Origin of the sequence: Pseudobacter sp. (assembly GCF_051955275.1) — a bacterium.
In the GTDB taxonomy this organism is placed as follows: Bacteria; Bacteroidota; Bacteroidia; order Chitinophagales; family Chitinophagaceae; genus Pseudobacter.
Genome location: NZ_JBQCGW010000002.1, coordinates 1 through 14659 on the forward strand (window position 1 = coordinate 1; position 14659 = coordinate 14659).

Below are 14659 nucleotides of genomic sequence, written 5' to 3' on the forward strand. Positions count from 1 at the left end.
AGAATTCCGCCATCTCTCTTATTTCAAGGTACTGGCCGAAGAACTGCATTTCAGGAAGGCGGCGGAGAAACTGTTCATCTCCCCTTCCGCCCTCAGCCAGCAGATCAGTCAGCTGGAGGATATCCTGCAAACGCCGCTTTTTGAGCGAACCAATAAAAAAGTATCGCTCACCGATGCGGGCAGCCTGTTGCATGGAGAGGTAACACAGCTTTTCAACAAGCTCAGCAATACCGTCAATAACCTGGAATTGCTGAAGAAAGGCAGCAGCGGACAGATCGGGATCGGCTTTGTGGCGTCCGCCATGCAGTCCGTTTTACCCGGGCTCCTCAAACGTTTCAACAAAGAGTGGCCTGATATCAAGTTCCAGCTGGAAGAGCTCACCAACAAGGAGCAACTGACGGCCCTGCAACAGGATGAGATCGATATCGGTTTCATGCGCAGCAACCAGGTATCGGAAAATATGATGATCAAAAGTGTATTGAGGGAAACTTTTTCACTGGTATTGCCTGCCGGTCATCCGATGACGGCCCGCAAATTCAAGAACATAGGGCAGCTGAGAGAAGAGAGCTTTATCCTTTTCCCGAACGACCAGAGCCAGCTCTATTATCAGCAGATCCTGCATCTCTGCGCTGACCATGGCTTTGTTCCCAAAATATCGCACAAGGCCATTCATGCACCGGCGGTATTCAGACTGGTGGAAAACGGTATGGGGCTTTCCATCCTTCCCACTTCCTTATCCAACGAGCACCTGCCCGGTATCCGTTTCATTGAATTGAAAAATATTCCGCAGCAAACTGAACTGTATGCCGTCTGGAAAAAAGACAATAGCAATCCTGCCTTACAATTCCTGCTGAAGCTGATGGATGAAAAGAAAAAATAAAGCCGGCCCCCAAAGGGACCGGCTGCCAATCATCAGACAGATGATCCATTATCTTTCGATGGAAAAAGAGTAAACGCTTTTAGACTGGAAAGTTTTGCCCGGCTCCAGTACGGTTGACGGAAATCCGGGTTGATTGGGAGAGTCAGGAAAATGCTGCGTTTCAAAACAGAAGGCAGTCCTGAACTCATCGGGTCCGCTGCGCAGTTTATTCTTGCCCTGCATGAAATTACCACTGTAGAACTGCAGCCCCGGCTCCTCCGTGTACACCAGCATCTGAATGCCTGATTTATCGCCAATGGCTTTGGCGGCCCGTTTCATTCCTGTTCCATTCAGCACATAATTATGATCATAGCCCTTCCCGATCAGCAGTTGCACATGCGGCTCGCGGATGCGTGCACCGATGGTGGTTGGGGTGTTGAAATCGAAAGGCGTTCCGGCAACAGCCTCGGGCTTTCCGATGGGAATCAGCGTACTGTCAACCGGCGTATAAGCATCGGCGTTGATCTGCACCAGGTGGCCATCGATGCTGCCGCTGCCTTCCCCGTTGAGGTTCCAGAAAGCGTGATTGGTGAGGTTCAGCACGGTTGTCTGGTCGGTATTGGCTGAATACGCTATCTGCAGTTCATTATCATCGGTGAGCTTGTAAGTAACGGACACGTTCAGGGTACCAGGAAACCCTTCTTCCCCATCAGGAGAGGTATAGGAAAAGGTCACCGACTGTTCATCGAACTGTACCACTTCCCAGCGCTTGCTCTGGAAGCCGTTCTTTCCACCATGCAAGGCATTTGGACCGTTATTGACGGAGATCTGGCAGGTCTTTCCATTCAGGGTAAACCGGCCATCTTTCAGACGGTTACCATACCTGCCGATAGTGGCTCCGAAATAGGGTTCAGTGGAAGCGGCATACTGGGCGGCGCTGTCGAACCCCAGCACGATGCCGGTAAGTTTACCGTTCTTATCGGGCATGGTGAAACTGATCAGCCTCGCTCCTTCCGGAATGAATTCAGCGGTTACATTGTGCTGGTTACGGAGAGTGATCTTCCGTTGAACCACCGGTTCCTGGCTACAACTAAGCATCATGCTAACAACAATTAAGGTGAGTACGAATTTCATATGGCTTTACTTTTTTCGCTGACTTGAATCCCTGATCACAGGAAGTGGCTCCAGCATGATCGTTTGTTTGGTGATGGTCTTCTCACGGCTCTCCAGCAATTGCAGCAGCAGCCCCGTTGCCTCTTTGCCCATCAGTACGGTCTGCTGATCAAAACTGGTGAGCGAGGGGGTGATATGCTCTCCGAACAATTCGTTGGCAAATCCTACCACACCTACATCCTGCGGCACCCGTTTTTCCAGCGCTTTCAATTGCTTGAGTGCGCCCAGTGCAGTGAAATCCTCCACGGCAAAAATGGCGTCAGGCGGTTCCGGCAATGCCATCAACTGCCTGGTGGCTTGCTGACCGGATTCGATCGACACATAGCCTTCCACCACCAGTTGCGGATCAAAGGCTATCTTATGCGCTTTCAGGGCGTTCTTGTATCCCAGCAAACGGTTCCTGAAAACATCGATATGCTGAGGACCTGAAATATGTGAAATTCGTGTATACCCCTGCGTTAGTAACAGCTCGGTAGCTGCATAACCACCCTTTAGATCGTCCACCACCACGGAAGGGATCTGCAACTCTTCCCTGGCCCGGTCGAAGAATACAAGGGGAATGCCCTGCTCCCGGAGATCTGTAAAATGACTGTAATCCGTTGTGTCTTTTGCAATAGAAACCAGTACGCCATCCACACGCGCATGCAGGAAGGCTTCCAGCCCTTTCTTCTCCTGCTCATGACTCTCATTGCTCTGGTAGATCAGCACATTGTATCCTTTCTCGTTCGCCAGCTTTTCGATGCCATGCACCACGGATCCGAAGAAATTGATCTCTGCACTGGGAATGATCACTCCGATGAGATTGCTCTTTCCGGAGCGAAGGGAACTGGCGATATTATTCCGCTTGTACTGCAGTTTGCGGGCGGTCTTTTCCACCAGCTTGCGGGTCTTGTCGCTGATAGCCGGATGCCCGTTCAGTGCGCGGGAAACAGTAGCGGGGGCTATCGACAATTTACGGGCAATATCAGCAATGGTTACCTTGTGTGACAATTATGCAAACGTTTGCACGAAAATAGGGTTTATTTGAAATTTTACAAGTAGCTGATCAATTATAGCTTAAGTCTTTGACAATTTACCACTTTGTGGCTTTTAAACATATTCATCAAACATTGTATATTTCCCGATCTCGTAAGGTGGTTTTCCCTTTATGGCTTCCTGCCAACTGTGTAATTCTCCGAATTTTGCCGCCAAATAATTATCCAACGTGAAGATTCAATTCCTGTTTGCCTTCCTGTTAACTGCCTCTACCGGCAGTTTTGCCCGTCAGCCTGAGGCCCTTGCCCATTCTTTCTCCCCCTCCGTTCCGGAAGAAGGAAGGGCCATTGTGAAAGGGAAGGTCCATGCAGCTGACGGCTCCCCCGCAGCATTTGTAAATGTAGTGCTCAAAGGCACCCCCAAAGGAACAATGACTGGGGAAGACGGTTATTTTGAAATCAACAATGTAAAAGCAGGAGACTATATCCTGGTTGTATCCATTGCAGGAATGGAGAGTCTCGAAACAAATATCTCTGTAGAAAAGAACAAAGCACTCACACTGCAGATCGCACTGAAAGAAACCGGCAAACAGCTGGAGTCTGTGATCGTGGAAGGCCGCAGGAAACTGGCAGACCGGCCCGTAGCCATCGGGAAATTAGCCATTGCTCCTATGGACCTGCCGCAGGCGATTACTGTGATAGGACCATCCATCCTTCGCGACCAGCAGGCACAAAGGCTGAGCGATGTGGTCAAAAATGTGAATGGGATTTATCTGGGTACAGCCCGTGGCAGTACCCAGGAGACCTTTTACGGAAGAGGTTACAGTTTTGGAGCCAATAATATGTTCAAGAACGGGGCCCGCGTCAACACAGGAACGATGCCCGAGATCAGCGGTCTGGAAAAAGTGGAGGTGCTCAAAGGATCGGCGGCCATTCTCTATGGAAATGTGGCCCCAGGCGGCATTCTGAATATGGTAACCAAAAAACCAAAATCAACGTTTGGCGGGGAAGTAACCATGCGACTCGGCAGTTATGATCTGTATAAACCAGCGATCGATATTTATGGCCCGCTCAGTAAGCAACTCTCTTACCGCTTCAACGGCAGTTTTGAAAAGGCTAACAGTTTCCGCGATGTGGTGAACTCAACAAGGTATTATGTAAATCCTTCCCTGTTGCTGAAGCTTACCGAGAAAACAGAACTGATACTGGAAGGTGATTACCTCTATCATAAATTCACTCCGGATTTCGGGATCGGCTCCATTGCCAATAATCAACTGGCCAATGCCGCCAGGAGTGATTTTTTCGGAGCACCCTGGCAGTATGCCGTATCCAGGCAGGCTACCGGTACAGCTACGCTGAAACATCTGCTGAACAATAACTGGATACTCAATGGTACTGTCTCTTACCAGAACTACGACCGTGATTATTTTTCCACGGAGCGCATTCAATGGGCTGCGAACGGCGACTGGAAAAGACCGCTGGGAAGAACATACACTGAAGAGGACTATTATCTTGCACAAGCATTTGTGAACGGCAAATTCAAAACAGGTATTTTCAATCATACCCTGCTGGCAGGAATGGATGCCGACCGTACCGTTACCAGTAACAGGCAATACAAGATCAACGGAGGTACAACCTATGATGTGATCAATATACTTGACCCTTCCAAATACACGCCGCGCACTGATATGCCATCTTCGTACGACACAGCGCGCATTCAAACGCCCGTGCTCCGGTTTGGTGCCTATGTGCAGGACCTGGTGCAACTGGGTAAGAAATGGAATCTGCTGGCAGGCATCCGCTGGTCGTTACAGGATTCAAAAGCTGCAGAAGGGAGATACTACAATATGTCCCGGAAGGACAGCAGTTCCATAGGGGTAGTAAGAACAGACAAAGCCTTCTCTCCCCGGTTAGGCCTGGTGTTCAAACCCGTTCCCACCACTTCCGTATTTGCCAGCTATTCCAATTCATTCACCATCAACAGCGGATGGGATATAGATAATAATCCAATCAAACCTTCCATTGTTGATCAGTTTGAGATCGGCATCAAGAATGATCTGCTGAAACACAAACTGTCAGTGAATATCACCGGTTACAGGATCATCAATCACAACCTTGCCCAGATGGCTCCCGTGAAAAAAGACGGTTCATTGAACAATGACAGCAATATCAAGGAACTGACCGGTGAAACCACCAGTGACGGAGTTGAAATAGACCTGGCGGCTTCACTGGTACAGGGGCTGGAGATCATAGCCGGGTACAGTTATAACAATATGCGTTACACCAAAACGGACAGTGCTGCCGGGAACTATGTTGAAGGACAAAGACTGGTCAACAGCCCTGCCCATACCGCCAATGCTTCCGCATTCTACACGTTCAGCAATAAGACCCTGAAAGGCCTGAAGATCGGAATCAATGCATCCTATATCGGAGACCGGGTAGGGGGATGGAACAACACATATGCCAACAGGAAGGATGGTACTGACAGGCGCATTCCCATCAAGGGGTATATCACCGCTGATCTGTCTGCCGGGTATTCCTGGAACAAAATATCGGTACTTGCCAGGATTTCAAATGTATTCAATGAGCTCAACTATATCGTTCATGAGAACTACAGTGTGAACCCGATAGCGCCCAGGCAATTCCTGGCCACAGTTGCCTACAGGTTCTGAGCCGGCACTCATGTTTCAAAAAAGAAAGTGTATTTACGGAAAGACGGAGAGGTTGTCAGTTATGGCAGCCTCTTCTGTTTTATACAGGTTGTGCAGGCGGGCGCTTGCTGCGCAGAAATGAAATGCAAGCTCCCGTGAGCACCAGGAATGCAGCAATCCTGTACACCCATTGCATGCCGGCTACCTGTGCGGAGTCCGACAATGCGTTTACTCCTTCCCGCACGGCGTAATCATTGCGCACGCTGTACCAGATGGTGGCTCCAAGAGAGATCCCAAACACCTGTCCCAGGTTGCGCATAAACGCCAGCAGGCTACTGGCGATGCCACGTTGCGCCACAGGAGCGGCATTCAGGGCACTGCTGCTGTTGGGGCTCTGAAAAAAACCAAAGCCCAGGCTCACCATGGCCGTTCTCCATACCACATCATGCCATTGCCAGTTCTCACTCAGGCGGCTCAGTAAAAGATAGCCTGTTGCAGAGATGATCAATCCTACCGTGGAAATATACCGCGCATTGATGCGGCTTGACAGGTAACCGCCCACGGGTGCGGCCACGCTCAGGGTAAGCGGACCGGCCAGCATGATGAAACCTGCCGTTCGCGGGTCATAGTTGAGAATAAGTTGTAAGAAGAAAGGCAGCACGTAAATATTGGAAGCACTGGCAATGAAGCCCGAGATAGCCGCGGCCAGGGCAGCGCTCACGCTTCTGATCCTGAAAAGTCCCAGGTGCAGCATCGGAGAGATGGCCCTTCGCTCCCACCATAAAAAAGCCAGGATAAGCAGCAGGCCTCCCGTAATGAGCGTGATCACCAGCGGATGTCCCCAGCCATACTCAGCATCGGGAGCAAAATCGATCCCGATCAGCAGGGATGTAACACCCACCAGGAATAACAATGCGCCCGGCAGGTCGAAACGCCGGTCTGCCGATTTCACGGAAGCAGGCAGGGTGACCCAGGTGCGCCAGATAGCGATCAGACCGATCGGTACATTTACATAAAAGATGCTTTCCCATCCGAAATTAGCCAGTAGTAATCCACCTGCCACCGGACCAGTACTTGCTCCTGCCGCCACGGCCGTGCCGATCCAGCCCAGGGCCTGTCCTCTTTGTTCCGATGGAAATACATCGCTCACAATGGCGGGTCCGTTGGCAAAGATCATACTGGCGCCCAATCCCTGTACTATTCGAAAACCTACCAGGGAGTAAAGATCCCAGGAAAGTCCGCAGAGCAGGGAACCCAAAGTAAAAACAACAAAGCCCAGGATATAGATCTTCTTACGGCCAAGCATATCCGATAAGCGTCCCATGATCAGCAGGGTGCTGGTGGTGACCAGCAGGTAACTGAGCACGATCCATTCCACATTGTCGCCCGTATCCAGCTCCCGCCGGATAGTGGGCAATGCGATGTTCACGATGCTGCTGTCGAGCGTGGCCATGAAAGTTCCGAAAGCTACCGTCACCAGCACCATCCACCTGTTGGGAGCCGTTCTGTTAATCTGTACATCCATGCTTTAAAACATTTGATATATCTGCCTCTAAGAGATTGAGGTTCAGTCCGGCAGAGCTGCCTTTGAATTCCCTCTTCATCAAATTACATTTTTATACAATAGCATTAACAACTTTTTTATATACCTTTGCCACACTTATTACTTCCTCCCTCCTATTTTGACTTCCTTCCATTCAATATTTGAGGTATGAGATTGTAAGCCGGGTAATGTGCCATCTGTTGGCAGCTTACCATCTTTATTCATTTAAAATAGTATCAATTGTTATTCGAGCAATTATCAGTTGCCGCGCCCATATTGAAGGCGTTGGCAGACCAGGGTTATAGTAACCCTACCCCCATTCAGGAACAGTCCATCCCCGTTATACTGGAGCAGAAAGATATCCTTGGATGCGCGCGCACAGGCACCGGCAAAACAGCCGCATTCGCCATTCCCATCATCCAGTTGCTGGCTGAAGAAAAAGAAAAGGCGCCCGTAAAAGGTATCCGTGCACTGATCCTCACACCAACGCGTGAACTGGCACTTCAGATCCAGGAAAGTTTCGACGCTTATGGCAAGTACACCAATCTCCGCCAGGTAGTGATCTTCGGTGGTGTATCCCAGCACGCACAGGTGCAGGAGCTCCGCAGAGGATGCGATGTACTGGTGGCTACTCCGGGAAGACTGTTAGACCTCATGCAGCAGGGCATCATCAATATCGGACAGATCAGGATCCTGGTACTGGACGAAGCAGACCGTATGCTCGACATGGGTTTCATTCACGATGTGAAGAAAGTACTGGCCAAAACACCGGCACAGAAACAAACACTCTTCTTCTCAGCTACCATGGCGCCTGAGATCAAAAAACTGTCTGATTCCATCTTGAAAAATCCCGTACATGTGACCGTTACACCTGTTGCATCTACTGCGGAAACAGTGGGACAGACGCTTTACTATGTTGACAAAAAGAACAAGAATCCATTGCTGGTTCATATCCTGCAAGATCCTTCCATTACAGCCTCCATCGTGTTCAGCCGTACCAAGCATGGCGCCAACAAAATTGCAAAGGCTTTGGAAAATGCAGGGATCCGTTCAGAAGCCATCCACGGTAACAAATCGCAGGCTGCCCGTCAGCGTGCCTTGCAATTACTGAAGGACAGGCAGATCCGCGTTCTGGTGGCAACAGATATCGCCGCCCGCGGCATCGATGTGGAAGAGCTCTCGCATGTGATCAACTACGACCTTCCCAATATTCCAGAATCCTATGTGCACCGCATCGGGAGAACAGGAAGGGCAGGCGCCAGCGGTCTTGCCATCTCTTTCTGTGATCAGGAAGAGAGGGAATTCCTCCGCGATATCCAGCGACTGATCAAAAAGAATGTTCCGGTGATCGAAGATCATCCGTTCAAGCCCGGCTCTCCTATTGTGAAAGAGCCGGTAGTACAGGCTCCGGCCATCGCCAAACATCAGGCAGGTTCTCGTCCTGTTCAGTCTGAAGGTGGTCATTCCGGGAACCGCAAGAACCGTAACAGGAACCAGCGCAACGGACAGCAGTCTGAAGGCAGTCAGGGCCAGCAGAACAGACCTTTCCAGCGCGAAGGAAACCAGCAAGGTAACAGGAACGGTCAGCAGCAGTCAGCACGGCCTGTTCAGAAACAAAACGGGCATCAGCAATTGCAGCCTGCACAGCAGCGCAACAGTAACCAGCAGGCTGCACAGCAGAAATCCAATACTGCCAGACCTGCACAAGGTCAGCAACCGCAAAGGTTACAGGTGCAGAAACTTGCAGCTACGCAGCAGCAAAAGCAGTTGGCGAAGACAAACCAGCCTCAGCAGGCAGCTCACTTCGTTCAGAAGAACGAAACGCCCCAATCCGGCAGCAAGTTCATCCCGAACAAGAAACCTGTTCAGCCTGAACAACCAAAAGAACAGCATCCCAACTTCCAGAGTAATATCAAGTACCCCACGTACGATGATGAAGTGGATCGTTGGTAATTATTTCGGTTATACATTATAGTTATAGGGCTAATCATTCATGGTTAGCCCTTTTTGATTTTGCAGTGCCCGGTAGCTCGCCTCTGGCGAGTTACTTATATTGGTTCGCCTCTGGCGAACACCGTGTCGCCGGAGGCAACGGAATAAACGTCACTCGCAGGGACGCGAGCGACCGGGCACACCCTGAGTATCAGGATGCAACGAATTACCCCAGTTCATTGTCAGGCAACAAAACCCTCATATGAAATTTCTGGCCGTTGCATTATCACTGGTTACCCTGTTATCTGCTGGTTGCTCGAAGAAGAAATCAGCCGTACCTCCCGATGGCACTTATACCGGAACCTTTTCCCGCTGGCCCATGGCAGCCGCTTCACAGGTGACCATCACGTTCAAAGACGGAAAATTCTCCGGCAGTTCACAGATAGACAAATACCCTTCCATTTGCCAGGGCAGTTTCACTGTAAGCGACAAAAGCATCAACTTCCTCGACAACTGTAACTGGCTCACCGACTTTGATATGACCTATATCCTGAGCGGCGATTACCAGTTCTCCTCCGATGGAAAAACACTCCATATCACAAGACATTACACGGAGATCAAATATGACGAGTACAAACTCACCAGGCAGAACTGATGATAGTTTTTCACCGGAAATGGATAAAATAAAGCAGGAATTTTATAGTATTTTAGTTCCTTCAACCCAATTCACATGAAGGAAACGAATCGCAGAACATTTCTTACCGCCTCCGCCGCTGTTTGTGCAGGCGCTGCCGTTGCAGCAGGACCATTCCCTGCAGGATCAAAAAAACTACCCATTGTGCATCATGTATTCTTCTGGCTCAAAAATGCAGGCAATGAAGCAGACAGGAAGAAGCTCATTGAAGGCATCAAAACCCTGAAGGCCATCGAAACAGTGGGTGAGTTACATGTAGGTGTGGTTGCCAGCACAGAGAAAAGAGACGTAGTTGACAACAGCTGGGACGTTTCCGAACTGCTTTTCTTCAAAGACCTTGCTGCACAGGCTGCTTATCAGAGCCATCCTACTCACCTGGCCTTCATTAAAAACTACAGTCATCTCTGGAGCAAAGTGCTTGTTTACGATGTTGCAGAAGTATAGCATCAACTTCAGCCTTACTTAAAGACGCTTCAGGTTGATTTATGTAAGTCCCGGAATACATCAGCGCCGCAGAATGCGCGCCATGCTTATATTTGAAGGGCACTCAGCAATGAGTGCCCTTGTTGTTGCAACAGCATTGTTCATATCCGGTAAATCATTATTCAAAAAATATTTGAACAGAGTTCTTTACTGCTGAAACTTTTCGTGATGGAATTTTTTATTTAAAAAAACCATAAAAAAGTAAATAAGTACATAACTTGGTATTGGATCAAAACATCGAAGTCACATGAGAAAAGCTAGTTCACTATGCAGCTTTGGCTGTATCTATTCCCGTTATTTGCCACACCCTCCTCCGGCAAATCACCTTTCAAAAAAATCAAATCAGTCCAACTTATTGCTAACATCTTAAAAAGCTGAAACTTTTTATACCAGCATTGCCCTAAGCATTGGGTGATGCATTTTTTACCAAACCAAAAATTGATCATGAGAAATCTACTGATGTTCTTGTGCATGCTCCTATGCGCACAGCTGAGCTATGCACAGAACCGGACGCTCAAGGGCAGGATTACCGATGAGAGTAACTCCCCCCTTGCCAATGCATCTGTTCAGATCAAAGGTTCCAGCAAGGGAACCACTGCCGATGAACAGGGGAATTTCACCATCTCAGTATCTCCCGGTGATATCCTGATTGTAAATGTTGTAGGGTATGAAAAGAAAGAAGTACCTGTGGGAGACGACAGCCAGCTCACCATTTCCCTCAAAAGACAGGACCAGGCTATGGAAGAAGTGATTGTAACGGCAATGGGCATACGCAGAAGCAAGAACACGCTTCCCTATGCTGCCCAGCAGGTTGCAGGCACCGAGATCAGCCAGAGCCGCAGCAACAACTTCGCATCCAGCCTTTCCGGTCGTGTTTCCGGCCTGGAAATCCGCCAGGGAAATGCCATGGGAGCCAGCACCAACGTAGTGGTCCGCGGCGCCAAGTCACTGCTGAACAACAACCAGGCCCTCTTTGTGATCGATGGTGTACCAGTTGACAACTCCAACAATAACGGCTCCAACAAAGGCCGCACTACTTCAGACGATCAGGTCAACGGCCGTGGCGGCTACGATTATGGCAATGCCGCAGCTGATATCAATCCTGATGACATTGAATCAGTTACAGTGCTGAAAGGAGCTGCCTCCACCGCATTGTATGGTTCACGCGCCGCCAACGGCGTAGTGCTCATCACTACCAAACGAGCAAAAAAAGGTCTCAACCTTGTAGTGAACAGCAGTGTTACTGTTGGTAAGATCGACAAGACCACCTATGCCAAATACCAGAAAGAATACGGAGCCGGCTACCAGCAGGGCAATTACAGCAAGACTGTTGACGGCTCTCCCAATGTGCAGTTCTGGTGGAGAGATCCATTCGGTACCGGCCAGAAAGCACTCATTGTGCCTACTACGGAAGATGCTTCTTACGGGGCCAGATTTGATCCCAATCTGAAGATCTACAACTGGACTTCCTTCGACTCCACCTCTCCCTGGTACAAACAACAACGGCCATGGGTAGCCGGAGCCAATGATCCGGTGAGCTTTTTTGAAACAGCTGTCTCCACCAACAACAGTGTGTTCCTGGATGGCGGAGGCGATAAAGTCCTTTTCAAACTGGGTTATACCCGTAACGAAGAAAAAGGCATCCTTCCCAATAGCCGCCTGCTCAAGAATATGGTGAACTTCGGCGCCAGTTACAAAGCATCCGACAAAGTAACCCTCAGCGCCAATCTCAATGCCACCAAGATCGATGGTAAAGGCCGTTACGGAACAGGTTACAGCAAATACAATATCAACCAAAGCTTCCGCCAGTGGTGGCAGACCAATGTGGATGTACAGGAACTGAAAGACGCCTATTTCAGAACTGGCAGGAATATCACCTGGAACTGGGCAGACCCTACCAAACAGGACGGGCTCTATCCTATCTATACAGACAATCCTTATTTCATCCGGTACGAGAACTACCAGACAGACACGCGCTACCGCTACTACGGTACAGCGAGCGTGAACTATGAAGCCACCGACTGGCTGAGCTTCCTGGGCCGTTTCTCGCTGGACTCATATGATGAGCTGGAAGAAGAGCGCATTGCAACAGGCTCCGTTACCGTTTCATCTTACAGCCGTTTTGAAAGAACATTCAGGGAATACAACTATGACCTGATGGCCAATATCAATAAAGACCTCCATCCCAACCTCAACCTGAGAGCCGTTATCGGAACCAATATCAGGAGGAACAGCGTGAACTCCAGCTACTCCATCACCAATGGAGGACTGGTGAATCCAAAAGGTTATTTCCTGGCCAACTCACTCAATCCCGTACCTTATCCATTTGAGATCGCACAGCAGATTGCGGTGGATGGCTATTTTGCCAATGCAACACTTACTTACCAGGACTTCCTCACACTGGATGGCGCCTTCAGAAGAGACCGCTCTTCCACCCTGCCTCCGGGGAACAACACCTTCAACTACGGTTCCGTTTCAAGCAGCTTTGTGTTTTCCAAATTCGTTGATGCACCCTGGCTGAGCATCGGCAAGCTGCGGCTGAACTATGCAGAAGTGGGCAACAGCGCACCTTTCGCCGTACTGAAAGATGTGTACGACAGGAATGCCAATTTCGCAAACGCCGTGATGTTCTCATTGCCTGACAACAAGAGCAATGAAACACTCAAGCCGGAAAAAACAAAGAGCAAGGAGATCGGCCTGGAGCTCGGATTCTTCCGCAACAGGCTGGGCCTGGATATAACCTACTATCAGGCAAGAAGTATCGATCAGATCAGCTCTGTAGCTACTTCTTCCGCTACCGGTTATCTCGCCAAATTTGTGAATGCGGGCCAGATCCTCAACAAAGGCATCGAGCTCTCACTGTATGGCACACCTGTAAAAACAAAGGACTTCACCTGGAATATCAATGTTAACTGGACACGCAACCGAAACAAGGTGGAAAGTTTGTATGAAGACGCGCAAAACCTGGTGATTGGTACATTCCAGGGCGGCGTGAGCATCAACGCCACAGTCGGACAACCTTATGGCACTATCCAGGGCAAGACCTGGGTGCGTCATGAGAACGGTGAAAAACTGGTGGGCAGCAACGGTTACTATGTGCAGACCACCACTACCAACAATGTGATAGGCAATGTGAATCCCGACTGGATCGGTGGTGTATACAACAGTTTAAAGTACAAGAATTTCTCACTCGGCTTCCTGGTGGATGTACGCAGTGGTGGTGATGTATTCTCACTTGATATGTACTATGGACTGGCAACAGGCGTTCTGGCAGAGACCGTGGGCAACAACGATCTGGGTAATCCCAAACGCGCTCCCCTGGCGGAAGGCGGCGGTCTGATCGTTCCGGGTGTAACGGCAGATGGCAAGGCCAATACCAAACGCGTGGAGAATATCAAATCAGGTTACTACGGGTATACTTACAACCCGGCAGCCAATTTCGTATATGACGCCTCTTATGTGAAGCTCCGCGAAGTGAACATTACCTATTCACTACCGGCACACCTGATCTCAAAGACAAAAGTGTTCAAAGGCATCGACCTCAGCCTGATCGGCAGGAACCTCTGGATCATTCACAAAAACCTGCCTTACTCAGATCCTGAAGAGAACCTCACTGCAGGTAATGCACAGGGCATTCAGAGTGGGGCCTATCCCACTACACGCTCACTGGGCCTGAACTTAAAACTGAAATTCTAAAACTGACAGCAATGAAAAAGCTATTCATAACCGCTATCACCGCTTTATCGCTGACAGCCTGTACCAAGAGTATTTACAAGTACAATGATCAGACCAAAGCGGCAGGTGAAGTACCGGCGCCCACTTTGTTCTCCAATGCGGTGCGCAGCCTCACCGATGTGATCACCAGCTCAAACGTGAACACCAATGTATACAGGCTGGTGGTACAGCACTGGACCACTACCACGTACACAGACGAGCCCAATTACGATTTCTTTGCACGCAATATCCCACAACGCTGGTGGCAGGTGCTCTATAAAGATGTGCTGGCCGACCTGAAGGAGTGCAAGCGCCTTCTTCCTGCATCCGTTGGTGTTACGGCACCCGTAAAAGCAAACCAGATTGCCATCACCGGTATCATGGAAGTATATACCTGGTCAGTGCTGGTAGGCACTTTCGGGAATGTGCCATATTCAAAGGCGCTCGACATCAACAATCTCTTTCCGGAGTACGATGATGCAAAGACCATTTACCAGCACCTGCTCACCAGGCTGGATACAGAGATCGCAGCACTCAACCCTGCTGAAAAAGGATTCGATGCCAACCAGGACCTGGTGTACGGCGGCAATGTGGCACAATGGGTGAAGTTTGCCAATACGCTTAAAATAAGAATGG

At 49.6% G+C, this 14659-nt stretch carries 10 protein-coding genes; 7 read left to right on the top strand and 3 right to left on the bottom strand.

Annotation, left to right across the window (positions count from 1 at the left end; all coding sequences use genetic code 11):
* Window positions 1-880 (top strand): LysR family transcriptional regulator (locus tag ACTHMC_RS00030; protein WP_440409736.1); only part of this gene is annotated, 880 nt, incomplete at its 5' end.
* A 48-nt stretch (window positions 881-928) separates the two neighbouring features.
* Here ACTHMC_RS00030 and ACTHMC_RS00035 read toward each other — a convergent pair.
* Window positions 929-1993, bottom strand: coding sequence for an aldose epimerase family protein (locus ACTHMC_RS00035; protein ID WP_440409738.1), 1065 nt, complete (start codon window positions 1991-1993; stop codon window positions 929-931).
* A 6-nt stretch (window positions 1994-1999) separates the two neighbouring features.
* On the bottom strand, window positions 2000-3022 hold the full coding sequence (locus ACTHMC_RS00040; protein WP_440409740.1) for a LacI family DNA-binding transcriptional regulator: 1023 nt from the start codon (window positions 3020-3022) through the stop codon (window positions 2000-2002).
* Between the two features lie 214 nt (window positions 3023-3236).
* On the opposite strand from ACTHMC_RS00040, the gene ACTHMC_RS00045 reads away from it, so the two are divergent.
* On the top strand, window positions 3237-5678 hold the full coding sequence (locus tag ACTHMC_RS00045) for a TonB-dependent siderophore receptor (RefSeq protein ID WP_440409742.1): 2442 nt from the start codon (window positions 3237-3239) through the stop codon (window positions 5676-5678).
* 79 nt (window positions 5679-5757) lie between these two features.
* Here the strand turns inward: ACTHMC_RS00045 and ACTHMC_RS00050 are convergent, their stop codons facing one another.
* Complete coding sequence (locus tag ACTHMC_RS00050) at window positions 5758-7182, bottom strand: MFS transporter (protein WP_440409744.1); 1425 nt, start codon at window positions 7180-7182, stop codon at window positions 5758-5760.
* A 258-nt stretch (window positions 7183-7440) separates the two neighbouring features.
* On the opposite strand from ACTHMC_RS00050, the gene ACTHMC_RS00055 reads away from it, so the two are divergent.
* From ACTHMC_RS00055 to ACTHMC_RS00075, 5 genes are all read left to right on the top strand, one after another.
* Window positions 7441-9153, top strand: a complete 1713-nt coding sequence (locus ACTHMC_RS00055; protein ID WP_440409745.1) for a DEAD/DEAH box helicase — start codon at window positions 7441-7443, stop codon at window positions 9151-9153.
* Window positions 9154-9394: 241 nt separating this feature from the next.
* Window positions 9395-9787 (top strand): hypothetical protein, encoded by a 393-nt coding sequence (locus tag ACTHMC_RS00060; protein ID WP_440409747.1) that lies wholly within the window; start codon window positions 9395-9397, stop codon window positions 9785-9787.
* Window positions 9788-9862: 75 nt separating this feature from the next.
* On the top strand, window positions 9863-10270 hold the full coding sequence (locus ACTHMC_RS00065) for a Dabb family protein (protein WP_440409749.1): 408 nt from the start codon (window positions 9863-9865) through the stop codon (window positions 10268-10270).
* Window positions 10271-10753: 483 nt separating this feature from the next.
* Window positions 10754-14005: a SusC/RagA family TonB-linked outer membrane protein gene (locus tag ACTHMC_RS00070; RefSeq protein ID WP_440409750.1), complete on the top strand. Its 3252-nt coding sequence runs from the start codon at window positions 10754-10756 to the stop codon at window positions 14003-14005.
* A gap of 11 nt (window positions 14006-14016) precedes the next feature.
* The coding region (locus ACTHMC_RS00075; protein WP_440409752.1) for a SusD/RagB family nutrient-binding outer membrane lipoprotein at window positions 14017-14659 on the top strand (643 nt) is incomplete at its 3' end.

Excerpts from the sequence above, each read along its gene's own strand:
- ACTHMC_RS00050 (WP_440409744.1), bottom strand. The coding sequence starts at position 7,182 with ATGGATGTACAGATTAACAGAACGGCTCCCAACAGGTGGATGGTGCTG.
- ACTHMC_RS00035 (WP_440409738.1), bottom strand. The coding sequence starts at position 1,993 with ATGAAATTCGTACTCACCTTAATTGTTGTTAGCATGATGCTTAGTTGT.
- ACTHMC_RS00070 (WP_440409750.1), top strand. The coding sequence starts at position 10,754 with ATGAGAAATCTACTGATGTTCTTGTGCATGCTCCTATGCGCACAGCTG.
- ACTHMC_RS00060 (WP_440409747.1), top strand. The coding sequence starts at position 9,395 with ATGAAATTTCTGGCCGTTGCATTATCACTGGTTACCCTGTTATCTGCT.
- ACTHMC_RS00065 (WP_440409749.1), top strand. The coding sequence starts at position 9,863 with ATGAAGGAAACGAATCGCAGAACATTTCTTACCGCCTCCGCCGCTGTT.